The following is a 22214-nucleotide window of genomic DNA, read 5'->3' on the forward strand; positions in this document are numbered from 1 at the left end:
TTTCGCCCCATGGCATGACCGATCCGACGATTCCCACGCCCGAACTCCGTTCCCCTGAAATTCGATCCAGGGCGCTCGGCGCCTATCTCGGCCTCGCCTGCGGCGACGCGCTGGGGGCGACGGTCGAGTTCCTGACCAAGGGCGAGATCGCCCACCAGTATGGCGTCCACAAGCACATCAAGGGCGGCGGCTGGCTGAAGCTGCCGGCCGGGCAGGTGACCGACGACACCGAGATGTCGCTGCATCTCGGCCGCGCCATCCTGTCCGGGCCGGAGTGGGAGGCCCGCCGCGCCGCGGAGGAGTTCGCCATCTGGCTGAAATCGGTGCCGGTCGATGTCGGCGACACGACGCGCCGCGGCATCCGCCGCTTCATCATGCACGGCACGCTGGAGGAGCCGGAGTCGGAATACCACGCCGGCAACGGCGCGGCGATGCGCAACCTTCCGGTGGCGCTGGCGACGCTGGGCGACGACGCGGCCTTCGAGCGCTGGTCGGTGGAGCAGTCGCACATCACCCATTGCAACCAGCTGTCCGATTCCGCGGTGGTCGCGCTGGGCCGAATGGTGCGGCGACTGGTGCTCGGCGGCGGTGTCCTCGCAGCACGGGAGGAGGCGAACGCCCTGATCGCCAAGCACCGCCAGTTCAAGTTCGAACCCTACCGCGGCCTATCCACCGCCTTCATCGTGGATACGGTGCAGACCGTCTTCCACTATTACTTCCAGACCGATTCGGTCGAATCATGCGTGGTGGAGACGGTGAACCAGGGCGGCGACGCCGACACCACCGGCGCCATTGCCGGCATGCTGGCCGGCGCCACCTATGGCGTCGAGTCGATCCCGCCGCGCTGGCTGCGCAAGCTGGACCGCAAGGTCTACGACGAGATTTGTCAGCAAACCGACGCGCTGCTTGCCCGCGCACCGATGTTCCAGGGGAGATGAGCGATGGCCGATGTGGTTTTCTTCGAAAAGCCCGGCTGCGGAGGCAACGCCCGCCAGAAGGCCCTGCTGGAGCGGGCCGGTCACCGCGTGCTCGCCCGTGACCTGCTGAGCGAGCCCTGGACGCCCGAAGCGCTCCGCCCCTTCTTCGGCGACAGACCGGTGGCGGACTGGTTCAACCGCGCCGCCCCGGCGGTGAAGAGCGGCGAGGTGGTGCCGGAGGCGATGGACGAGGCCGCGGCGTTGGCCGCGATGGTCGAACGGCCGCTGCTGATCCGCCGCCCGCTGATGCAGGTCGGCGACCGCCGCGACTGCGGATTCGAGACCGACCGGGTGGATGCCTGGATCGGACTGGGCGGTGCTCCGGCGGAGGGGAAGATGGAAGGCTGCTTGCGACCAGACATGCCGCCCTGTCCGAAGCCATAAGGACCGAAACCCTCACGTGCATAAGGGCGCGAGCCATGTCAACGCGTGACCTTGCCCGCCACCTGTCGTAGCTTGTCGCCCCCAAGGGCGACGACCAGCGGCAGACGAGGACACCATGTGCGAACTCCTGGGCATGAGCGCCAACGTGCCCACGGACATCTGTTTCAGCTTCGCCGGCCTGATGCGTCGCGGCGGACAGACCGGGCCGCACCGAGACGGCTGGGGCATCGCCTTTTACGAGGGGAAGGGCTGCCGCACCTTCCACGACCCGGCTCCCAGCAGCGAATCGGAAATCGCCCGGCTGGTCAGCCAGTATTCGATCAAGTCCTGCACGGTGATCTCGCACATCCGCCGGGCCAACCGCGGCCGGGTGTCGCTGGAGAACACCCACCCTTTCACCCGCGAGCTGTGGGGCCGGGTTTGGACCTTCGCCCACAATGGTCAGTTGAAGGGCATCAAGGACCGCATCCTGACCTTCTACGAGCCGGTCGGCAGCACCGACAGCGAGCATGCCTTCTGCTGGCTGCTCGACCAGATCCGCATGCAATATCCGGAGCCGCCGAAGACCACCGCCGGGCTGATGAAGCTGATCCGCCATCTGGCTGCCGACCTCGGGACGCTGGGCGTGTTCAACATGCTGCTCAGCGACGGGCGCTACCTGTGGTGCCACTGCGCCACCAACCTCGCCTGGCTGACCCGCAAGGCGCCGTTCGGTGCCGCCACCCTGCTTGATGCCGACATGAGCGTCGACTTCTCCAAGGAGACGACGCCCAACGACGTCGTCACCGTGATCGCCACCCGCCCGCTGACCAGGGACGAGGCCTGGACTGTGATGCAGCCGGGGCAGATGGCGGTCTTCCGCGGCGGGGCGCTGGTGACGCGCTGACCCGGTCCACCTGCGCCGATTGTTGCTTGTCCAGAGACGATCTTTCGCACACAGACAGGCTTAACCGCCGGAAAACAAAGGAGCATCTTGGTCGTCAGAACCCGGCCGGGACATACGGCCGCAACAACCAAGAGGCTCCTTCCGCCATGACCACGATCCTGCATGTCGACTCCAGCCCGCTCGGCACCGTGTCCGTCACCCGCCAGCTGACCGCCTCCATCGTCGAGGCACTGGTGAAGGCCGAGCCGTCGGCCACCGTCGTCACCCGTGATGTCGCCGCCAACCCGCCGGCCCATCTGGACGGCGAACTGCTGCAGGTCGTCAAGCTCGGCGTCGTCGAGGGCCTGAGCCCGCGCCAGAGCGAAGAGCTGGCGCTGACCAATGCGCTGCTCGACGAGTTCCTGGCCGCCGACGTCGTCGTGGTCGGCGCGCCGATGTACAACTTCTCCATTCCGACCCAGCTGAAGGCCTGGATCGACCGCCTCGCCCAGGCCGGCCGCACCTTCCGCTACACCGAGAAGGGTCCCGAGGGTCTGGCCGGCGGCAAGCGCGTGATCGTGGCGTCGGGGCGCGGCGGCGTCTATTCGACCAACCCGGCGCTGGCCGGCCTGGACCACCAGGAAGCGTATCTGCGCACGGTGTTCGGTTTCTTCGGCATCACCGACGTGACCTTCATCCGCGCCGAGGGCATCGGCATGGGGCCGGAAGCCAAGGACAAGGCGCTGGCCGGCGCGGCGAAGGAGATCGAGGAGTTGTTGGTCGCGGCTTGAGGCTGACGGGGGCGGCTGGTCGCGGCTTGATTGGTTGCGGGGGGCTGCACTTGCCCCCACCCTAACCCTCCCCCGCTGGGCGGGGGAGGGGACTAAGTACTTGTTCGTAAAAGCAGCGGCAGTCCCTCCCCCGCCCAGCGGGGGAGGATAGGTGGGGGTCTAACTCCGCACCCCAAGCCGACCCCCCTACTGGAACGCCACCTCCGCCAGGCTGCGCAGCTTGCGGGAGTGCAGCGTCTCCATCCCGTGCTCGCGCAGCAGCTCCATCGCCAGCACGCCGATCTTCAGATGCTGGTCGACCCGCTCGCGGTAGAAGCGGTCGGCCATGCCCGGCAGTTTCAGCTGCCCGTGCATCGGCTTGTCCGACACGCACAGCAACGTCCCGTACGGCACGCGGAAGCGGAAGCCGTTGGCGGCGATCGTCGCGCTTTCCATGTCCAGCGCGATGGCGCGGCTCTGGCTGAAGCGCATCAGCGGTTCGCGGTGGTCGCGCAGTTCCCAGTTGCGGTTGTCGATGGTCGCCACCGTGCCGGTGCGCATGATCCCCTTCAGGTCGAAGCCCGACAGTCCGGTCACCCGCTCCACCGCCGTCTCCAGCGCGCGCTGAACCTCGGCCAATGCCGGGACCGGTACCCACAGCGGCAGGTCGGCGTCCAGCACATGGTCCTCGCGGACATAGCCGTGGGCCAGCACATAATCGCCCAGCCGCTGCGTATGCCGCAGGCCGGCGCAGTGGCCCAGCATCAGCCAGGCATGCGGGCGCAGCACCGCGATGTGGTCGGTGATGGTCTTGGCGTTCGACGGCCCGACGCCGATGTTGACCAGGGTGATGCCGTTGCCGTCCGGCCGTTTCAGGTGATAGGCCGGCATCTGCGGCATGCGCGTCAGCTTGGCCGCTGGAACATCCCCCGCGCCGCCCAGGTTCCGGTTGGTGGTGACGATGTCGCCCGGCTCGACGAAGCTGTCATACTGGCTGCGGTAGGCCGCCAGATCGGCATCGCCGGTCGGCTCCATGATCTCGCGCGACAGCCGGATGAACTCGTCCACATAGAACTGGTAGTTGGTGAACAGGACGAAGTTCTGGAAATGCTCCGGCGCGGTCGCGGTGTAGTGGCGCAGCCGGTGCAGGGAGAAATCCACCCGCGGGGCCGTGAACAGCGCCAGCGGCTTCACCGCGTCCATCCCGGCATCGCAGGTGCCGTTGACGATGGTGTCGTCCATCCGCGCCAGATCGGGCAGGTCGAACAGGTCCGGCAGCTTGGTCAGCCGGTCCGGCGGCAAATCGCCTTCCACATACATGCCGTTGGGGAAGGCGAAATGGATCGGGATCGCCTCCTCGCTGACACCGACCTCCAGCGGGACATCGTGGTTGCGCAGCAGAAGCGTGAACTGTTCCAGCAGATAGCGTTCGAACAGGTCGGGGCGCGTCACCGTGGTGGAATGGACGCCGACCCCCTCGACGAAGCCGTAGGACAGCCGGGTGTCGACCGCGGCTCCCGACACGGCGGTCATCCGGACATAGGGGTAATAGGCCCGGTTCCGCCCGCCTTCCTCCTCACCCTGGGTGTAGGCGGCGAAACGGTCGCGCAGATAGGCGGTGTTGCGATCGTAGATGTCGCGCACGCAGGCCAGCGCGGCTTTGGCATCGGTGAAGCGCCCGGCCGACCCGGGCTGGAGCGGGGCTTTATCAGTCATGTCGTCAAAGATGGGGTACGAACGACCGGCTGGGAAGGCCGAATTTCGGCCAATCCCCAGCACTTATCCCTTCGGAGATGACGAAACGCCCCCACCGGTCAGTCGGCGTTCAGCCCCATCAGCGACTTGGCGAAGGCATCCGCATCGAAGGGGCGCAGGTCGTAGACGCCCTCGCCGACGCCGATGGCGTGGACCGGGATCTTGAACTTCTCCGCCAGCGAGACCAGCACGCCGCCGCGGGCGGAGCCGTCCAGCTTGGTCAGGATCAGGCCGTTGACGTTGACCATGTCGCGGAAGATCTCCACCTGGCTGTGCGCGTTCTGGCCGGTGGTGGCGTCCAGCGTCAGCAGGGTGGTGTGCGGTGCCGTCTCGTCCAGCTTCTTGATGACGCGGACGATCTTGCGCAGCTCCTCCATCAGGCCGGTCTTGTTCTGCAGCCGGCCGGCGGTGTCGATCAGCAGCACGTCGACCCCCTCGGCCTTTGCCCGCTCCAGTGCGTCATAGGCGAGGCCGGCGGCGTCCGCCCCGGTGTCGCGTGCGACGACCGGGCAGCCGGTGCGCTCGCCCCAGATCTTCAGCTGGCTGACCGCGGCGGCGCGGAAGGTGTCGCCGGCAGCCAGCATCACGCTCTTGCCCTCGGCCTTGAACTGGCGGGCGAGCTTGCCGATGGTCGTGGTCTTGCCGGTGCCGTTGACGCCGACGACCAGGATGACATGCGGCTTCAGCGCCGGGTCCAGCACCAGCGGCCTGGCGACGGGGGTGACGATCTTCGACACCTCTGCCGCCAGAGTCGACTTGACCTCCTCCGGCGAGACTTCCTTGCCGAACCGGGTGCGCGCCAGCTCCGCCGTTACCTTCGCCGCGGTGGCGGGGCCGAGGTCGGCGGTGATCAACAGTTCCTCCAGCTCTTCCAGCGCCTCGTCGTCCAGCTTGCGCTTGGTGAAGATGCTGGTGATGCCGTCGGTCAGCTTGGACGAGGACTTCGACAGTCCTTCCTTCAGCTTGGCGAACCAGCCCTTCCTGGTCGGCGGCGCCTCTTCGGCTGCGGCGGCAACAGGTGCGGGGGCGGGAGCCGGCGGCAGTTCCGGAACCGCTTCAGGCTCCGGCACCGGGGCAGGGGCCACCGGTGCAGGGGCGGAGGGCGGCTCGACGGGTGCGGCAGCGGCAGACGGCGTGACCGGCGTCGGCGCGACGGGAGCCGGCGGCGCGGGCGGCGGTTCGGCGCTCGGCGGGGCAGGCGCCAGTTCCGGCACCGGCTCGACCTCCGGCTTCGGCGCAGGCGGCGCGGGCGGCGGTTCGGGCGCTTTTTCCGGCTCGGGTTCCGGCGCGGGGGTGGCGGACTCCAGAGTGACCGACTCGTCTTTCGCCGCCTCGTCCTTGGGCGCGGTCTCTTCGGGCTTCTTGCGGCCGAACCAGCGGAAAATCATGGAGTGTCCACTATGAGAGGGGTCAGAGCGGGGTGCCGGTCAGCACGCCGTCCTTGATGCCGGTGATGGCGGCAGGCACCAGCGAACCGGGCGGGAAGGGCCGGCCCAGGCGGACCGCGGCGAAATGTTCCGTGCGGCCCAAATCGTCCTTCTCCACCAGCACCGTGGCAGTGCGGCCGACGAGGCTCGCCAGGGTGCGGGCCTCCGCCGCCTCGCCGACGGCGCGCAGGCGGGCGGCGCGCTCCTTGCGGACGGCGCCGTCGACCTGCGGCATGCGGGCGGCCGGCGTGCCGGGGCGCGGGCTGTAGGGGAAGACATGCAGCCAAGTCAGGCCGCAGTCCTCCACCAGCCGCATGGTGTTCTGGAACATCTCCTCGGTCTCCGTCGGGAAACCGGCGATGAAGTCGGCGCCGAACACCACGTCGGGGCGGATCGAGCGCACCCGCTCGCAAAACGCGATGGAATCGGCGCGGCCGTGGCGGCGCTTCATCCGCTTCAGCACCATGTCGTCACCGGCCTGCAGCGACAGGTGCAGGTGCGGCATCAGGCGCGGCTCGTTTTCGATCAGGCGCCAGAGGTCGTCGTCCATCTCGATGCAGTCGATGGAGGACAGGCGCAGCCGCGGCAACTCCGGCACCAGGGCCAGCAGCCGGCGCACCATCTGCCCCAGCGACGGCGAACCGGGCAGGTCGGGGCCATAGCTGGTGATGTCGACGCCCGACAGCACCACCTCGTTGTAGCCGGCCTTCACCAGCGCCTGCACCTGCTCGACGATGCCGCCGATGGGGACGGAACGCGAGGGCCCTCGGCCATAGGGGATGATGCAGAAGGTGCAGCGATGGTCGCAGCCCTGCTGGACCTGGACGAAGGCGCGGGCACGGTCCTCGAACCCGCCGATCAGGTGACCGGCGGTCTCCTTCACCGACATGATGTCGTTGACCAGAACCTTCTCGGCCGGCGGCAGGCCCCAGCTTTCCGGCTGCAGTTTTTCCTGGTTGCCCAGCACCTGATCGACCTCCGGCATCGCCGCGAAGCGCTGCGGGTCGATCTGGGCGGCACAGCCGGTGACGACGATGCGGGCGTCCGGCCGCTCGCGCCGCAGCTTGCGGATGGTCTGCCGCGCCTGCCGCTCGGCTTCCGAGGTGACGGCGCAGGTGTTGACGATCACCACGTCGTCCAGCCCGGCGCTGCGCACATGGTTGCGCATCACCTCGGACTCGTAGGTGTTCAGGCGGCAGCCGAAGGTGACGATCTCGGGGCCGGGCTGCGTCGTGCTGTCGGTGCTGTCGCTCATACGGAAACCAGTTCAGCCGACAGCCGGCCGCTGAAGGCGAGCGCCACCGGGCCGGTCATCAGGACGCGGTCGTCCCCGGTCCATTCGATGGTCAGGGTGCCGCCGTCCAGCAGGATGTCGGCCTTGCGCCCGGTCAGGCCGCGGCGGGCCGCCGCCACCAGCGTGGCGCAGGCGCCGGTGCCGCAGGCCTGGGTGATGCCGGCGCCGCGCTCCCACACCCGCATGCGGATGGCGGTGGGCGACAGGACCTGCGCGAACTCGATGTTGGACCGCTCCGGGAAGGTCGGGTGGTTCTCGAACACCGGACCGACCTCGGCCAGCGGCACCGCCTCGGCATCGTCGACGAAGAAGACGGCGTGCGGGTTGCCCATGTTGACCGCGACCGGCGCTGCGAAGCCGCCATGCTCCACCGATTCGACCCGCAGCGTATCGGTGGGGGCGGCCAGCGGAATGGCGCTCCAGTCCAGTCGGGGCGGACCCATGTCCACCGTGATGCGGCCGTTGTCGGCGCGGGAGGCGTGCAGCAGACCCGCGGCGGTCTGGAAGCTGGCGCGGTCGCGCCCGCTCTCCTCCATCAGCAGCCAGCCGACGCAGCGCGACGCATTGCCGCAGGCCGCGGCCTCGCTGCCGTCGGCGTTGTGGATGCGCATGAAGGCGTCGGCGCCGGGCGCCTCGGTCCGTTCCAGGATGATGAACTGGTCGCAGCCCACGCCGGTCTTGCGGTCGGCGATGGCGCGCACCTCCGCCGCAGAGGGGCGGTAGGGTTCGGAACGGGCGTCGATCACGACGAAGTCGTTGCCGAGGCCGTGCATCTTCAGGAATTCGCGGGTCATGGCCGCCGTTATATGGCGAGCCGTGGGGATAAGTCCATAAGGCGCCGCGCAAGGCAGATTCGCGGGCGTGTCCAGGGGAGTATGCCCCCCGTCACGCTCCTTTGAACACCAGATGCTTCGACGCCGCGAAGTTGAAGAACATGCCGGCGATCGAGCCCGCGGCCACGGCCAGGAACGGGTGGTCCGCGACGGCCTGCACGCTCGATTCCAGACCGACCGACACGCCATAATTCACCACGCCGCCGATGGCGTTGGCGGCGATGAACTTGGCCCATTGGCGGTGCAGCGGTTCGTCCGCGGCGCCGCGGAAGGTGAAGGCGCGGTTCAGCGCCCAGGTCGCGGTCGCCGCGGCGAAGAAGGACGGAATGCGGGCGGCGAAGAACTCCAGCCCCAGCGCCAGCCCACCATAGAGCACGGCGGTGTCCACCAGCAGCCCGATGACGCCGACCACGCCGAATTTGGCGAACTGCACCCCCAGCCGGCCGAGCCGGCTGTTCAGTAGTGTGTCGACCGGCCCGCTCACCGGCGGCCGTCCCCGCGGTCGCCGGCCAGCGGCGGGTGGTTGCCTGGCGCGCGCTGCGACAGGTAATGCATGCGCTTGGCCTCGCGGCGGCCATGGGTGACGGTGTCCAGGATCAGGCCGCAGGTCAGGCTGAGGAAGGCCATCAGCATCAGCCCGGTCGCCAGCACCGCGGTGGGGAAGCGCGGAACCAGCCCGGTCTCGAAATAGGTCACGATCACCGGAATGCCGAGGATCACCGACAGCAGGGCCAGCACGCCGAACAGCCCGGAGAAGAAGGGCAGCGGCCGCTCCTCCTTCACCAGCATGATGATCGCGCGCAGGATGCGGATGCCGTCGCGGATGGTGTTCAGCTTGCTGTGCGACCCGGGCGGCCGGTCCTTGTAGGGGGTCTTCACCTCGGCGATCGGCATGCGCAGCTCCAGCGCATGGACGGTCAGCTCCGTTTCGGTCTCGAAACCGCTGGCCAGCGCCGGGAAGGACTTCACGAAGCGGCGGGAGAACACCCGGTAGCCCGACAGCATGTCGCCGATGCGGCTGCCGAAGATCTTGGCGACCATGCCGGTCAGCACGAGGTTGCCGAAGCGGTGGCCGGGGCGGTAGGCGGCGACGATGTCGGTCACCCGCGCGCCGTTGACCATGTCCAGCTGCTCTTCCCAAAGGCGCTTGACCAGCTGCGGCGCGCTGGCGGCGTGATAGGTGTCGTCGCCGTCGACCAGCACATACACGTCCGCCTCGATGTCGGCGAACATGCGGCGCATGACGTTGCCCTTGCCCTGCAGCGGCTCGGCCCGGACCACCGCCCCCGCCGCACGCGCGACCTCGACCGTCCGGTCCTTGGAGTTGTTGTCGTAGACGTACACCGTCGCCTCCGGCAGGGCAGCGCTGAAGTCCTGCACCACCTTGCCGATCGCCGCCTCTTCGTTATAGCACGGGATCAGCACCGCGATGGTCGGAGCCGGGGCGGCGTCCGCGTTCGTCCGCGGCGTTCCCGAAGCGTCGGTGCCGGTGATGGAGTCGGCGCGGTCGATGGTCGATACGGTCATGGCGCTGGCTTTATGGCTCGAAAAGGGCGGACGGGGCGGTTACCGGCGATAAACAGCACAAACCCGGCAATTATTCCACTGTCTCCCGATTTCAGGTCGTCCTGTCCACCGCGCAGAGGTTCAGGGTCTCGCCCAGATTGTTGGGAATCGTCCGGCAGCGCTGCGGATCCAACCGCAGGCCGAGTAGGGCGGCGGCCTTCGCCGCTCCGGCCGTGTCGGGGATCGTGCTCAGCATCAGGAAGGGGCCGCGATGCGACGCCACCTTGTCCTTCAGGATGGCGAGATGGCCGTTGCCGACCGAATCAGGCTGCAGGAAGTTGGACTGGATGCGCACGAAGGTGGCGCGGGGCGGGAAGGACGGGATGACGTGCGAGATGGCCCAATATCCCGCCATCAGCACCATCGTGTCGTCCGGGGCCTCGATGGGCGGCACCTCCGCCGTCACCCACTTATCGGCCCAGGCAACGCGGCCCCAATCGGCCGGCTGCACCGTCAGCTGCACCAGCGCCAGCAGGGTCACCGCCAGCCCGATTCGCAGGCGCCGGGACAGCGGCAGCAGGCCGACTGCCATCACCAGCCCCAGCGGCGCCAGCATCTCCAGCGGCACCAGATAGCGGTAGATGCAGAACATCACCACCCACAGCGCGTAGGTGACGCTCAGCGCCGTCAGCAGGAACCGTGTCGCCGGCCTGTCGGTCAGCCAATCGTTCCGCCGATGCAACGACCATCCGATCAGCGCGCCGACGGCTCCCACCGGCACCAGGACGAACAGCGCCAGCACCCGCAGGTCGAAGAACGGCACCTCGCCCACCGTCAGGGGGGAGAACGTGAAGACGAAGGGGAAGAACAGCCGCTGCCACAGGCCGGGCGGAAAGAAGCTGACATTGACGTAATCGGATATCGCGGCGAAGGGCGACTTGAAGATGTGGTTCATGTGCGGGAAGACCGGGTTCCCGTAATCGTGCCACAGATGGGCCATCCACACCCCGCCGCCCAGCGCCAGACCGCCCAGCACGCCGATGCCGAAGAAGAAGGCCAGCCACAGCCGCCGCCATGGCCGGGCGGGCAGGGCCAGGAAGCCAAGGCACAGCCCGACCGCATAGATCACCGTCGGGTTCTTCAGCCCCATCGCAACCCCGGCCAGCAGCCCGGCCGCCGCCACCCGTGCGAAGCTCGGCAACGGCCGGCCGTCCAGGATGCCGGGCAGGCTGCCGGCGATGACGGCGAGCGCACCCAGCACGCCCAGGCTGACCACATTGTCCTGGAAAGTGGTGCCGATCAGTCCCAACGCCCCGCCGCCCAGCCCGCCCATCACTGCAAGGGCCAAGGCGATCAGGCTTCGTTGCACAGCCGGACCGTTCCGGAAACAGGACGATGCCAGCAGATACAGCAGCGACAGGTTGATCCCCTGCAGTGCTCCCCACAAGAATCCCGCCGCCCGCGCCGGCAGGTGGGTCGCCAGCCAATAGAAGGGCACGTCCAGGAAGGGGCTGTAGAAGGTCGGCATCTGCGCCGGCAGCAGGTCGCGCCCGATCCGCCCGGTCAGCAGCGCATAGGCGTTGTACCAATGGTAGTTCCGCAGGTCCCAGTTGGCGTCCATGCCGAAGGACAGCGTCAGCAGCCCGTAGGCGACCGGGGCCAGCAGCAGGAAGGCACGGCCGATCAGGCGGGCGCGGCGGTCGTCGTCAATGGTCGGCATCGGGTCGTGCGGCCTTCGTTGGTCTCGGTCATTCGGTGGGACATGACGGCTTGGCAGGGGGTGGCAGGGGGGTAGTAGGGGATTTGGTAGGCGGTCGCCACGCCCGCCGCAAGGGGCGCGGCGGATCAGACCGCCATCATGGAGGAGTCCTGCGCCGCGGATTCCTGCCCTCGCAGCCAGTCGGCCAGACCGGGCAGGGCGGTGTGGTCGGGATGGCGGTGCTCCAGCAGGAAATAGCGTCCGGTCTCCGCCGCGGGACAGCCGGGGACCGGAACCAGCCGCCCGTCGGCCAACTGCCGCTCGATGAACAGCAGCGGCACCAGGGCTATTCCCAGCCCGTCTTCCGCCGCCTGGATGGCGACATAGGTGTGATCGACGTCCAGCCGGTTGCGCAGCCGGTCGGCGCCGATGCGGTTGGCGGCGCACCAGTTCGGCCACAAATCCGGCCGCGCCCGGATGGCGATGACCGTGCGCCCGGCCAGCCCGTCCGGCATCGCTTCGCCGTTCACCTCCTTCAGCAATTGCGGACTGCAGACCGGCGCCGAGCGCTCGGCCATCAGCGGGTGGGGAGCCAGGCCGGCGAAATGGCCGGGATCGCGACGGATGGCGTAGTCGAGCGGGCGCGACAGGTCGATGCGGTCGGGCGCCGTGAACAGCGACAACTCGACATCGGGGAAGGCCGTCTTGAAGGCCGGCAGCCGCGGCAGCAGCCAATGCATGGCGAAGGTCGGGATGCAGTCGAGATGGATGACCTTTCCGCTTTTTTCCTCGCGCAAGGTGCCGGTGGCGGTCGCCAACTGGTCGAACAGATCGGCCACCCGCACGAAATAGCGTGCGCCGACCGGGGTAAGCCGGACCTGCCGGCGCGACCGGTCGAACAATGTCAGTCCCAGCCAATCCTCCAGCAGCCGGATCTGCCGGCTGACCGCGCCGGTCGTGACGCACAGCTCCTCGGCGGCGGCACGGAAGCTGCCATGGCGGGCGGCGGCGACGAAGGCGCGCAGTGCGTTGAGCGGAGGAAGCGAGCTGTTCGGTCGGCTGGGCATCCGTTGATTTTTTCTCAACGGTCATCGCAGAACAAGTCGTTTTTCCCCAAGGCCCCCTGGTCGTTACTGTGATGCCAATCAACGAAATAGAACAGGGTGGCGGGGCGTGGACGGAAAGAGCGGACCGGCGGTGCCGGCGCGGGTGGTGTGGGCGCTGGGTATGTCGCAGCTGGTCTGCTGGGGCGTGTCCTACTACCTCGTCGGCCTGTTCGGAGAGGCGATGGCCGCCGACCTGGGGCAGGGATTGCCGGCGATCCATGGCGGCTTCACCCTGGCGCTGGTGGTGATGGGGCTGGTGTCGTCCGCCGTCGGCCGCGCCATCGACCGGCGGGGCGGTCGGTCGGTCATGGTCGCCGGTTCCCTCCTGATGGCGGCGGGCTGCATCGGGCTGGCGCTGGCGCAGGAGTTGGTCGTCTATTACGCCTCCTGGGTACTGCTCGGCCTCGCGATGCGGATGGCCTTGTACGATGCGGCCTTCGCCGCTTTGGCGCGCATCGGCGGCCGGGCGGCGCGCCGGCCGATCTCGCAGATCACGCTGCTCGGCGGGCTCGCCTCCAGCGTCATGTGGCTGGTCGGGCAGTCGGTGGCGGAGGGGCTGGGCTGGCGCGGCGCTCTCCTCGTCTATGCGCTGCTGGCGCTCGCCACCGTGCCGCTGCATCTGCTGATCCCGCCCGACCGCTTCGTGGAACCGGTGCCGGACGTGCCGCCGACGGTCCATGCGCCCATGGCATCGGCCGCCCCGCCGCCGTCGACGCTGGCGGCGGTTCTCTATGCGGTGATCGTTGCGCTGTCGGGGATGCTGAACTCCGGCCTGTCGGCCCATATGATCGGCATGCTGGCCGGGCTGGGGATGGCGCCGGCGCTGGCGGTCTGGGTGTCCACCCTGCGCGGCGTCGGACAATCGGCGGCGAGGCTGGCGGAGATCCAGTTCGGCAGGCGGCTGTCCGCCTTCGGCCTCGCCATCCTGGCGACCGGGCTGATCGTGCCCTGCTTCCTGTTCCCGGTGGCCTTCGGGGCGGCGCCGGCAGCCGGCATCGCCTTCGCCCTGCTGTTCGGGGCCGGAAACGGACTGGTCACCATCGTGCGCGGCGCCCTGCCGCTGGTCCTGTTCGATCCCGCCCGCTACGGCCAGACCGTCGGGCGTCTGATCACCCCCGGATTCTTCATCTCGGCCCTCGCCCCGCTGGTCTATGCGCTGGTGATCGAGCGGTTCGGCGATGCGGCGGCGCTGTGGCTGTCCTTCCTGCTGGCAGCAGGCGCGCTTGCGGCGGCGCTGGTTCTGGCGCTGCGTTTCGGCGCCCGCAATCGGGCCTGACCGGGACGATCCGCGCAGGTTCGCGCAACAAAGATGCGTGTTGGTGCATTCGCGCATGCCTGTTCGCTCATTGCGTGCCGGGAAAAGGGCAAGCTTCCTCTGGCAATGGCTTGTTCGGTCTGCTATTCACCACGCTCTGCATGCGCACGCTTGCGCCTTCTTGCGCGACAGGATTTCTGGCGATGGAAAAGTTCACGGTTCTCACCGGCGTTGCGGCGCCGCTGCCGATGATCAACGTCGATACCGACATGATCATCCCGAAGCAGTTCCTGAAGACCATCAAGCGGACGGGGCTGGGCAAGCATCTGTTCGACGAGATGCGTTACACCCCGGACGGGCAGGAGATCCCGGACTTCGTCCTGAACAAGCCGGCCTACCGCAAGGCCAGCATCATGGTGGCGGGCGACAATTTCGGCTGCGGCTCCTCGCGCGAGCATGCGCCGTGGGCGCTGGCCGATTTCGGCATCCGCTGCATCATCGCCCCCAGCTTCGCCGACATCTTCTACAACAACTGTTTCAAGAACGGCATCCTGCCGATCAAGTTGCCGAAGGAGCAGGTGGACCTGCTGCTCGACGACGCGTCGCGCGGGTCGAACGCCGTCATCACGGTCGACCTTGAGAAGCAGACCATCACCGGCCCGGACGGCGGCACCATCTCCTTCGAACTGGATCCGTTCCGCAAGCACTGCCTGCTGAACGGCCTGGACGACATCGGCCTGACGCTGCAGCAGTCGGCCCATATCGACGGGTACGAGGGCAAGCAGCGCGCCGGCCAGCCGTGGATGTGGGGTTGATTCCCCCGTCCTCCCCCGATCTCCACCATCTGTCTTCTTGACGTCTGATATTTGGGAGTGCGCCCGCCATGGCCGCCAATAAGAAGCTTCTGTTCCTCCCCGGTGACGGCATCGGCCCCGAGGTGATGCGCCAGGTTCGCCGGGTCATCGACTGGATGGACCGCAAGCGCAAGATCACCTTCGACGTGTCCGAAGGTCTGGTCGGCGGCGCGGCCATCGAAGCCCACGGCGTTCCGCTGTCCGACGCCACGCTGGCCGAGGCGCTGGCGGTGGACGCGGTGATGCTGGGCGCCGTCGGCGGCCCGAAGTGGGACAACCCCAGCGACTACACCAAGCGTCCGGAAGCCGGCCTGCTGACCCTGCGCAAGGAACTGGGCCTGTTCGCCAACCTGCGCCCGGCCGTGGTGTTCGACGCGCTGGTCGACGCCTCGACCCTGAAGCCGGACGTCATCCGCGGGCTGGACATCCTGATCGTCCGCGAGCTGACCGGCGGCGTCTATTTCGGTGAGCCGCGCGGCATCACCGACATCGGCAACGGCGAGCGCCGCGGCGTCAACACCCAGGTCTACACCACGTCGGAGATCCGCCGTGTCGCCCGTGTCGCGTTCGAGCTGGCCCGCAAGCGCGGCAACAAGCTCTGCTCGATGGAAAAGGCGAACGTCATGGAATCCGGCCTGCTGTGGCGCCAGGAAGTGACCAAGCTGCACCAGGAAGAGTTCCAGGACGTCGAGCTGAGCCACATGTACGCCGACAACGGCGCCATGCAGTTGCTGAAGAACCCGAAGCAGTTCGACGTGATCGTCACCGACAACCTGTTCGGCGACATCCTGTCGGACGAGGCGGCGATGATGACCGGCTCGCTCGGCATGCTGCCGTCGGCCTCGCTGGGCGCGCCGGATGCCAACGGCAACCGCAAGGCCCTGTACGAGCCGGTGCACGGTTCCGCCCCGGACATCGCCGGCCGCGACCTCGCCAACCCCTGTGCGACGCTGCTGTCCTTCGCGATGTGCCTGCGCTACTCGTTCAACCTGGACGAGGACGCTAAGCTGATCGAGCGGGCTATCCAGAACGTGCTGGGCGGCGGCATGCGCACGGCCGACATCATGGCCCCGGGCATGGCGCGCTGCTCCACCACCGTCATGGGCGACTCGATCCTGCGCGAGCTGGACAAAGTGGCGTCCTGATCGGATTTCCGGACTGCGTTCAAGAAAAAGCCCCCGTCCGCAAGGACGGGGGCTTTTTCGTCTGCACGGATCGCAGCGTTTCAATCGCCCCCGGCAGGGCGGTCGGCCGACCGTCCGCCATGGCTCGCCTGTCCGCCCTTGCGGCCGGCTTCCGCCGCCAGCGAGGGGTTCTTGGAGAAGCTGCGCGAGGAAGCGGGCACACTGCGCCCACCCTTGCGCCCGGCTTCCGCGGCGAGTTCCGGGTTCTTCGAAAAGCTGCGTTTGTCGGCCGGCACGCTTTCGCCACCCTTGCTGGCAATTTGGCGTTGCCGATCAGGGTCCATCGACGCGAATCCGCGGCCCGACGTACGATTGCTCTCTTTCGAGGCCATAACCAACCTCCGACTGTGCCTTGCTGATTCGACAACCGGACAGCCGTGGGTTGGTTCCAAATAACGAACAATTTCTGCAACTGGAATTGTCGGTGAGGCCAGCAATGCGGGGGCGCGGGATGCCCCCACCCCGACCCTCCCCCGCCGGGCGGGGGAGGGGGACAGGAGCTTTGTCGGCGTTCAGCGGCAGTCCCTCCCCCGCCCAGCGGGGGAGGTTAGGTGGGGGGCAAAAGTCAGTGGGGGCGAGTACTCACCCCATCCTCCCGATCGCCTCGGCCAGCGCCACCAGCCGCCGGGCGTTCTCGACGTGCAGGTTTTCCACCAGCTTGCCGTCGACCAGCACCACGCCCTTGCCGGATGCCGCGGCCTCCGCATGGGCGGCGATGATGCGGTGGGCGTGGGCGATCTCGTCGGCGTCGGGGGCGAAGGCGGCGTTGCAGGCGGAGATCGTCTTGGGGTGGATCAGCGTCTTGCCGTCGAACCCCAACTCGCGCCCCTGCCGGCAGGAGGCGGCGAAGCCCTCGTCGTCGTTCAGGTCCAGATGCACGCCGTCCAGCACCGCCAGCCCATAGGCGCGCGCCGCCAGCAGGCAGAGGCCCAGGCTGGTGATCATCGGCAGCCGCTGCGCCGTATGGGCGGCGTGCAGGTCCTTGGCGAGGTCCGATGTGCCGAGCACCAGAGCACCGACGGCGGGGGAGGCTCCGGCGATCTCCTTGACGTTCAGGATGCCGAGCGGCGTCTCCATCATGCACCAGATCGTCTGGCCGGCCGGCGCCCCGGTGGCGCGCAGCACCGCTTCGGCCTGCCGCACTGCGTCGGCGCTCTCCACCTTCGGCAGAAGCACCGCGTCGGCGCCGCTGTTTGCCGCCATGCGCAGGTCGTCATAACCCCAGGGGGTGTTCAGCCCGTTGACGCGGACGATCAGTTCCCGCCCGCCATAGCCGCCGGCGGCCAGCGCCTGGGCGATGGTGTCGCGCGCCGCGGCCTTGGCATCCGGAGCGACCGCGTCCTCAAGGTCGAGGATCAGCCCGTCTGCGGGCAGGCTACGGCCCTTCTCCAGGGCGCGGGCGTTCGAGCCCGGCATGTAGAGCACGCTGCGGCGGGGGCGGACGGTCGTGGCCATGGCGATTCCCGGAACTGCGGATGGTTCGAGAGGGCAGCTTTAGCCGGGTGTCACCGCCCTGTCCATGGGCCAAGCCGCCACAGCAGACGGCCGAAGGGGCGGGTGCATGGCTGCCATGCCGTGTTCCCCCGGCATCGCGGTGGAGTCGGCGGCTTTACGCCCGGCGGACCGTCGCATAGGCTTTCCTCCCATGAAGACCGTCCTCACCATCCAATCGCACGTCGCCTATGGCTATGTCGGCAACCGGGCCGCGGTGTTCCCGCTGCAGCGGCTGGGGATCGACGCCACGGCGGTGAACACCGTCCAGTTCTCCAACCACACCGGCTACGGCGCCTGGACCGGGCAGGTCTTCACGGCGGAGCACATCGCCGACATCGTCGACGGCATCGCCGCCCGCGGCGTGCTGCCGGCGCAGGATGCGGTGCTGTCCGGCTATATGGGCGCCGTCGAATTGGGGCAGGTGATCGTTGAGACCGCCGCGCGGGTGAAGGCGGCCAACCCCAAGGCGGTATATTGCTGCGATCCGGTGATGGGCGACGTCGGCCGCGGCTTCTTCGTGCGGCCCGGCCTGCCGGAGTTCATCCGCGACCATGCGGTCCCCGCCGCCGATCTGATGACGCCCAACCAGTTCGAGCTGGAGTATCTGACCGACCGCAAGGTGGCGACTCTGGACGATGCGCTGGCGGCGACCGCAGCGTTGCGCGCCCGCGGGCCGCGGCTGGTGCTGGTCACCAGCCTGACCCGCAGCGACGCCGATCCCGACAGCATCGAGATGTTGGTTGACGGCGCTGACGGCGCCTGGCTGGTGGCGACGCCGCGCCTGACCTTCGATCCGCCGCCCAACGGCTCGGGCGACGCGGTGGCGGCGCTGTTCCTTGCCCATTACCTGACGGCCTTCGATCCCGCCGATGCGCTGGAGAAAGCCGCGGCGGCGATCTTCGCCATCTTCGAGACGACCAAGCGGCTGGGCACGCGTGAGCTTCAACTGATCGCCGCCCAGGACGAGTTCGTCGACCCGCCACGCCGCTTCGCCGCCACCCGCCTGCGCTGAAACCCGTCAGCCTTTCCCAGCCGTCACGCGGCACCGGCGGTCCGGCCGCCCACCTCGAACGGATGATCCGCAACCCGGGAGGGCGGCAGCCAGATCGTCATGGTGGTACCGGTGCCGGGCGTGCTTTTGCAGGTCAGCGTGCCGCCATGCAGGTCGATGAAGTTCTTCGAGATCGACAGGCCCAGCCCCGTCCCCTCATACCGGCGGTTGGCCGCGTTGTCGGCCTGCCGGAAGGGCTGGAACAGGTCGGCCATGAATTCCGGCGAGATGCCGATGCCGGTGTCGGCCACCGACAGCCGGAACCCGCCATCGCCGTTCCCTTCCTGATCCAGGTCGGCGGTGATGGTGACGCTGCCGCCGTCGGGCGTGAACTTCACCGCGTTTGACAACAGGTTCAGGATCACCTGCTTGAAGGCACGCTGATCGACCCACAGGGTGGCGACGGATCCCGTCACGAGGTTGTTCAACGCCACGCCGCCGGCGGCCGCGCGGTCGCGCACCATCATCAGGCAATGGCCCACCGCCTCGTGGACCTCGACCGGTTCCTCACACAGTTCGAACTGGCCCGATTCGAGCTTCGACATGTCCAGAACGGCATTGACGATGTCCAGCAGGTGCCGGCCGCTGTCGTGGATATCGGCGATGCAGGATTTCTGCCTCTCGTTGACGGTGCCGAAGAACTCGCTGTCCAGCACCTCGGCGAAGCCGATGATGGCGTTCAGGGGCGTGCGCAGCTCGTGGCTCATGTTGGCCAGGAACTCGCTCTTGGCCCGGTTCGCCAGTTCCGCCTGGGTCTTGGAGGCGATCACCTCCGCTTCCTGCTGTTTGCGGCGGGTCATGTCGCGGATGACGCCGACATAGATGCGCGGCTCCTCCGGACTTAGGGCCGGACTCGGGGCCGGACTCATGGCCGGATTTGAGGCCGGGCGCCGGGCGCCGGCTGCGGCGGGGTAGGGCGCGGCGGCACAGGGACCGGCGCCCAGCCGCAGGTCGCTGACCGTGAAGCCCACCGGAAAGGCGCGGCCGTCGCGGCGCAGGGCGGTCAGGTCGCGGTCGTTGGCGCCGCCGCGGGCATCGGGGATCAGCGCCTCGATCGGCTGGCCGATCATCTCCCGCTCCGGCACGCCGAACATGACCTCGGCGGACCGGTTGAAGGTGACGATGCGGCCCGCCGTGTCGAAGGTCACCACCGCGTCCAGCATGGAATCGAGGATGCCGCGGATGCGGCGGGAGGCACGGGCGAGCCGTGCCTGATCCTCCTCCCGGCGGGCGTGCTGGCGGACGACGAAGGCGGTCAGCAAGGCGATGGCGATGGTCATCACCGTGCCGATGGCGGTCCAGGCCGCGGTGTCGCGCTGCCAGTCGGCCAAAACCGCCCGCACCGGCAGGGTCGCCACGATGACGAACGGATAGCCCTGCACCCGCCGCACGCTGATCAGGCTGTCGCCCGCACCGCTGCCGGGCATGGCCGTCGCCGAGGTCGCCGCCCCCGAGGATGCAGCCGCGGGCGCGGTCATCGGGGTGCTGTCGCGGATGGTGGCCTCGTCCTGGGTCGCCAGGGCGCGCTGCACCGCCGGCCAGTCCGCCAGCCGGGTCAGGCCGATGCGGTCCTGCGGCCGTTCCAGCAGAACCGTCCCGTCCTCCAGCGCCAGGATCACGCTGCCCTTGCGGTCGATGCGCTGCGATTCCAGCGTCGCCGCCAGCCGCGTCGGATCGACCAGTGCCACCAGCACCCCGCGGAAGCGGCCGTTCGCGTCGGTCCAGCGCTGGCTCAGTGGAATGACGCGGGTGCCGGGCATCACCAGACTGCCGATGGGCGCGCCCACCAGCAGGCCAGGGCTGGCGCGGTCGCGTGCATTGGTGAAATAGGTGCGGTCGGACAGCGGGAAGGACGGCAGCGGGGCGTCGGCGGAATGGTGCAGGGCAATGCCGTCGCTGCCGACCACCACCAGGTCCGCCAGTTCGCCGAAGGAATCGCGGTTCCGGCGGAGATGGTCGTGAATGGCGGCACTGCCGCGCCGTCCGCCGTCGGCATGGGTGTCGAGCGCGAAGGCCAGATCGCTCAACAGCCGGTCCACCGAGAAGGCAGTGCGCAGGGTCTGTGCTTCCAGCATGCGGGCGAGGTCGCGGGTCGCGCGCTCGCCCGCATCCAGGGCTTCCCTCCGGCCCTGGAGGATGCCGTAGCCGATCAGCGCGTTCACCACCAGGATGAAGGCGAGGCCGGAGGCGGTCATCAGGAAGCGCACCGACCCCAGACGGCCACGCAACGCCCGCGCCAGACCGGCGTTGGAACGATTGATCGGGAGGGTGGACCCGGAGGCGGGCATCGGTGCGGCGGTTTCCTGTCTGGCGGGTGGCTGGACTGCGCCGGAACATTGATCGGACGAACACCCTAAAGAAAGTGTAACCGCACGAAAACAAGGGCCTCCCCACTGCGCTTAGATGCCGCGCCGTCGGCGTCCACCGAACCGCTACGCGCAACCGCTGCACACGCCACCCTGCCATTCCCGCCGCTGCTCCCGCCCGTGCGGGTCGGCGGTTGCCGGGAGCGGTTCCATCCGTTAGGTAAGGGGCATCTTGGCAGCCGGATCGCGCATATCCCCATGACCGACGGACCGCTTTCGCTCTACCGCGCCCGCCGCGGCAGCGGCACGCTTCGCCCCGATCCCGACCAGGAACTGGCGGCGGAGAAGTTCCAAAGCCTGTACCAGGCGTTGAAGGGCTATCAGCCGCAGCCCGCCGGCGACGACAAGCCTGCCGGGGGAGGGTGGTTGGAACGGTTCGGGCTTGGTCGCCGCCGCGCCGCGCCGCCGCCGCCCGACATCGCCTCCACCGCGCCGCAGGGGCTGTACATCTACGGCAGCGTCGGGCGCGGCAAGTCGATGCTGATGGACCTGTTCTTCGAGACGGCTCCGGTCGACAAGAAGCGGCGCGTTCATTTTCACGAATTCATGCTGGAAATCCACCAGCGCATCCATGACCACCGCCAGTCCGGCAAGGGAAAAGGCGACGGCCCGGACGAGGCGCTGCCGGAACTGGCCCGCGCATTGGCGGACGAGGCGTGGCTGCTCTGCTTCGACGAATTCCACGTCACCAACATCGTCGACGCGATGATCCTGGGCCGGCTGTTCACCAACCTGTTCGACCTGGGCGTGGTGGTGGTCGCGACCTCCAACTGGCCGCCCGACATGCTGTACAAGGACGGGCTCCAGCGCGAGTTGTTCCTGCCCTTCATCGCGCTGCTGAAGGAGAAGCTGGACATCCTGTCGCTGGACGGCCCGACCGACTACCGGCTGGACCGCCTGAAGGGCGTGCCGATCTATCACCACCCGCTGGGGCCGACATCGGACGCCGCCCTTGCCAAGGCCTTCTCGGACCTCACCGGTGGTGCAACGGGCGAGCCCTGCAGCCTGACGGTGCAGGGCCGCCGGGTCGAGATCGACCGCGCCGCCAAATGCGTGGCCTGGGTCGATTTCTGGAACCTGTGCGGCAAGCCGTTGGGAGCGGCCGACTATCTGGCCATCGCCACCCATTTCCACACGGTCCTGATCGACCATGTGCCCACCATGAAGGACGAACTGCGCAACGAGGCCAAGCGCTTCATGACGCTGATCGACGCGCTGTACGAGCACAAGGTCAACGTCGTCATCGCCGCCGAAGGCCCGCCCGAACGCCTCTATCCGGAGGGCACCCACGCCTTCGAGTTCGAACGGACGGTGAGCCGGTTGATGGAGATGCAGAGCGAGGATTACCTGCAGAGGCAGCATTTGACGTAAGGGCGGGTTACACACAGCCTGAA

General features: G+C 68.3%; 20 protein-coding genes. 9 read left to right on the forward strand and 11 right to left on the reverse strand.

Translation table 11 applies throughout. The annotated features are described in order from the left end of the window. Positions 1–14: 14 nt before the first annotated feature. From draG to ACWPKK_RS02915, 4 genes are all read left to right on the forward strand, one after another. On the forward strand, positions 15–938 hold the full coding sequence (gene draG, locus ACWPKK_RS02900) for an ADP-ribosyl-[dinitrogen reductase] hydrolase (protein ID WP_452000924.1): 924 nt from the start codon (positions 15–17) through the stop codon (positions 936–938). Between the two features lie 3 nt (positions 939–941). Further along, positions 942–1361 carry an ArsC/Spx/MgsR family protein gene (locus ACWPKK_RS02905; protein WP_452000925.1) on the forward strand — a complete coding sequence of 140 codons (420 nt, stop codon included), beginning with the start codon at positions 942–944 and terminating at the stop codon, positions 1359–1361. A 115-nt stretch (positions 1362–1476) separates the two neighbouring features. After that, entirely contained in the window at positions 1477–2247 is a 771-nt protein-coding gene (locus ACWPKK_RS02910; protein ID WP_452000927.1) for a class II glutamine amidotransferase, read from the forward strand. A gap of 146 nt (positions 2248–2393) precedes the next feature. Further along, positions 2394–3017, forward strand: coding sequence for an FMN-dependent NADH-azoreductase (locus ACWPKK_RS02915; RefSeq protein ID WP_452000928.1), 624 nt, complete (start codon positions 2394–2396; stop codon positions 3015–3017). Positions 3018–3203: 186 nt separating this feature from the next. Here ACWPKK_RS02915 and ACWPKK_RS02920 read toward each other — a convergent pair whose 3' ends face one another. The 8 genes from ACWPKK_RS02920 to ACWPKK_RS02955 all read right to left on the reverse strand — a co-directional run bounded on the left by ACWPKK_RS02920 (position 3204) and on the right by ACWPKK_RS02955 (position 12577). Continuing rightward, positions 3204–4712 (reverse strand): AMP nucleosidase, encoded by a 1509-nt coding sequence (locus tag ACWPKK_RS02920; RefSeq protein ID WP_452000930.1) that lies wholly within the window; start codon positions 4710–4712, stop codon positions 3204–3206. A gap of 98 nt (positions 4713–4810) precedes the next feature. Beyond that, on the reverse strand, positions 4811–6139 hold the full coding sequence (gene ftsY / locus ACWPKK_RS02925) for a signal recognition particle-docking protein FtsY (RefSeq protein ID WP_452000931.1): 1329 nt from the start codon (positions 6137–6139) through the stop codon (positions 4811–4813). A 22-nt stretch (positions 6140–6161) separates the two neighbouring features. Further along, the gene (mtaB, locus tag ACWPKK_RS02930) at positions 6162–7433 is read right to left on the reverse strand and encodes a tRNA (N(6)-L-threonylcarbamoyladenosine(37)-C(2))-methylthiotransferase MtaB (protein ID WP_452000933.1); all 1272 of its coding nucleotides are present in this window, start codon (positions 7431–7433) and stop codon (positions 6162–6164) included. Then, a complete protein-coding gene (gene dapF / locus ACWPKK_RS02935) occupies positions 7430–8266 on the reverse strand; it encodes a diaminopimelate epimerase (RefSeq protein WP_452000934.1) in 837 nt (278 codons plus the stop codon). Before dapF ends, mtaB begins: the two co-directional genes overlap by 4 nt. Positions 8267–8357: 91 nt before the next feature. Then, positions 8358–8789, reverse strand: coding sequence for a GtrA family protein (locus tag ACWPKK_RS02940; RefSeq protein ID WP_452000936.1), 432 nt, complete (start codon positions 8787–8789; stop codon positions 8358–8360). Next, the gene (locus tag ACWPKK_RS02945) at positions 8786–9832 is read right to left on the reverse strand and encodes a glycosyltransferase family 2 protein (protein ID WP_452000938.1); all 1047 of its coding nucleotides are present in this window, start codon (positions 9830–9832) and stop codon (positions 8786–8788) included. Before ACWPKK_RS02945 ends, ACWPKK_RS02940 begins: the two co-directional genes overlap by 4 nt. 91 nt (positions 9833–9923) lie before the next feature. After that, positions 9924–11531 (reverse strand): hypothetical protein, encoded by a 1608-nt coding sequence (locus ACWPKK_RS02950; RefSeq protein WP_452000940.1) that lies wholly within the window; start codon positions 11529–11531, stop codon positions 9924–9926. A gap of 125 nt (positions 11532–11656) precedes the next feature. After that, entirely contained in the window at positions 11657–12577 is a 921-nt protein-coding gene (locus tag ACWPKK_RS02955; protein WP_452000942.1) for a LysR substrate-binding domain-containing protein, read from the reverse strand. 106 nt (positions 12578–12683) lie between these two features. Here ACWPKK_RS02955 and ACWPKK_RS02960 point away from each other — a divergent pair, with 106 nt between their 5' ends. From ACWPKK_RS02960 to leuB, 3 genes are all read left to right on the forward strand, one after another. After that, complete coding sequence (locus tag ACWPKK_RS02960; protein ID WP_452000943.1) at positions 12684–13892, forward strand: MFS transporter; 1209 nt, start codon at positions 12684–12686, stop codon at positions 13890–13892. A 182-nt stretch (positions 13893–14074) separates the two neighbouring features. Continuing rightward, positions 14075–14686 carry a 3-isopropylmalate dehydratase small subunit gene (gene leuD / locus ACWPKK_RS02965; RefSeq protein ID WP_109087170.1) on the forward strand — a complete coding sequence of 204 codons (612 nt, stop codon included), beginning with the start codon at positions 14075–14077 and terminating at the stop codon, positions 14684–14686. Positions 14687–14754: 68 nt separating this feature from the next. Continuing rightward, entirely contained in the window at positions 14755–15870 is a 1116-nt protein-coding gene (gene leuB / locus ACWPKK_RS02970; protein WP_310114545.1) for a 3-isopropylmalate dehydrogenase, read from the forward strand. An 80-nt stretch (positions 15871–15950) separates the two neighbouring features. Here the strand turns inward: leuB and ACWPKK_RS02975 are convergent, their stop codons facing one another. Together ACWPKK_RS02975 and ACWPKK_RS02980 are read right to left on the reverse strand one after the other, a co-directional pair. Beyond that, positions 15951–16241: a con-10 family general stress protein gene (locus ACWPKK_RS02975; RefSeq protein ID WP_085088553.1), complete on the reverse strand. Its 291-nt coding sequence runs from the start codon at positions 16239–16241 to the stop codon at positions 15951–15953. Between the two features lie 250 nt (positions 16242–16491). Next, entirely contained in the window at positions 16492–17364 is an 873-nt protein-coding gene (locus tag ACWPKK_RS02980; RefSeq protein WP_452000945.1) for an HpcH/HpaI aldolase/citrate lyase family protein, read from the reverse strand. Positions 17365–17554: 190 nt separating this feature from the next. Between ACWPKK_RS02980 and pdxY the strand changes: the two genes are divergently transcribed. Further along, a complete protein-coding gene (pdxY, locus tag ACWPKK_RS02985) occupies positions 17555–18415 on the forward strand; it encodes a pyridoxal kinase PdxY (RefSeq protein ID WP_452000947.1) in 861 nt (286 codons plus the stop codon). A gap of 23 nt (positions 18416–18438) precedes the next feature. Here pdxY and ACWPKK_RS02990 read toward each other — a convergent pair whose 3' ends face one another. Further along, entirely contained in the window at positions 18439–20742 is a 2304-nt protein-coding gene (locus tag ACWPKK_RS02990) for an ATP-binding protein (protein WP_452000949.1), read from the reverse strand. Positions 20743–21018: 276 nt separating this feature from the next. On the opposite strand from ACWPKK_RS02990, the gene zapE reads away from it, so the two are divergent. After that, positions 21019–22191, forward strand: a complete 1173-nt coding sequence (gene zapE, locus ACWPKK_RS02995) for a cell division protein ZapE (protein WP_452000950.1) — start codon at positions 21019–21021, stop codon at positions 22189–22191. The last annotated feature ends 23 nt before the right edge of the window (positions 22192–22214 follow it).

This window comes from Azospirillum largimobile, from assembly GCF_977007025.2.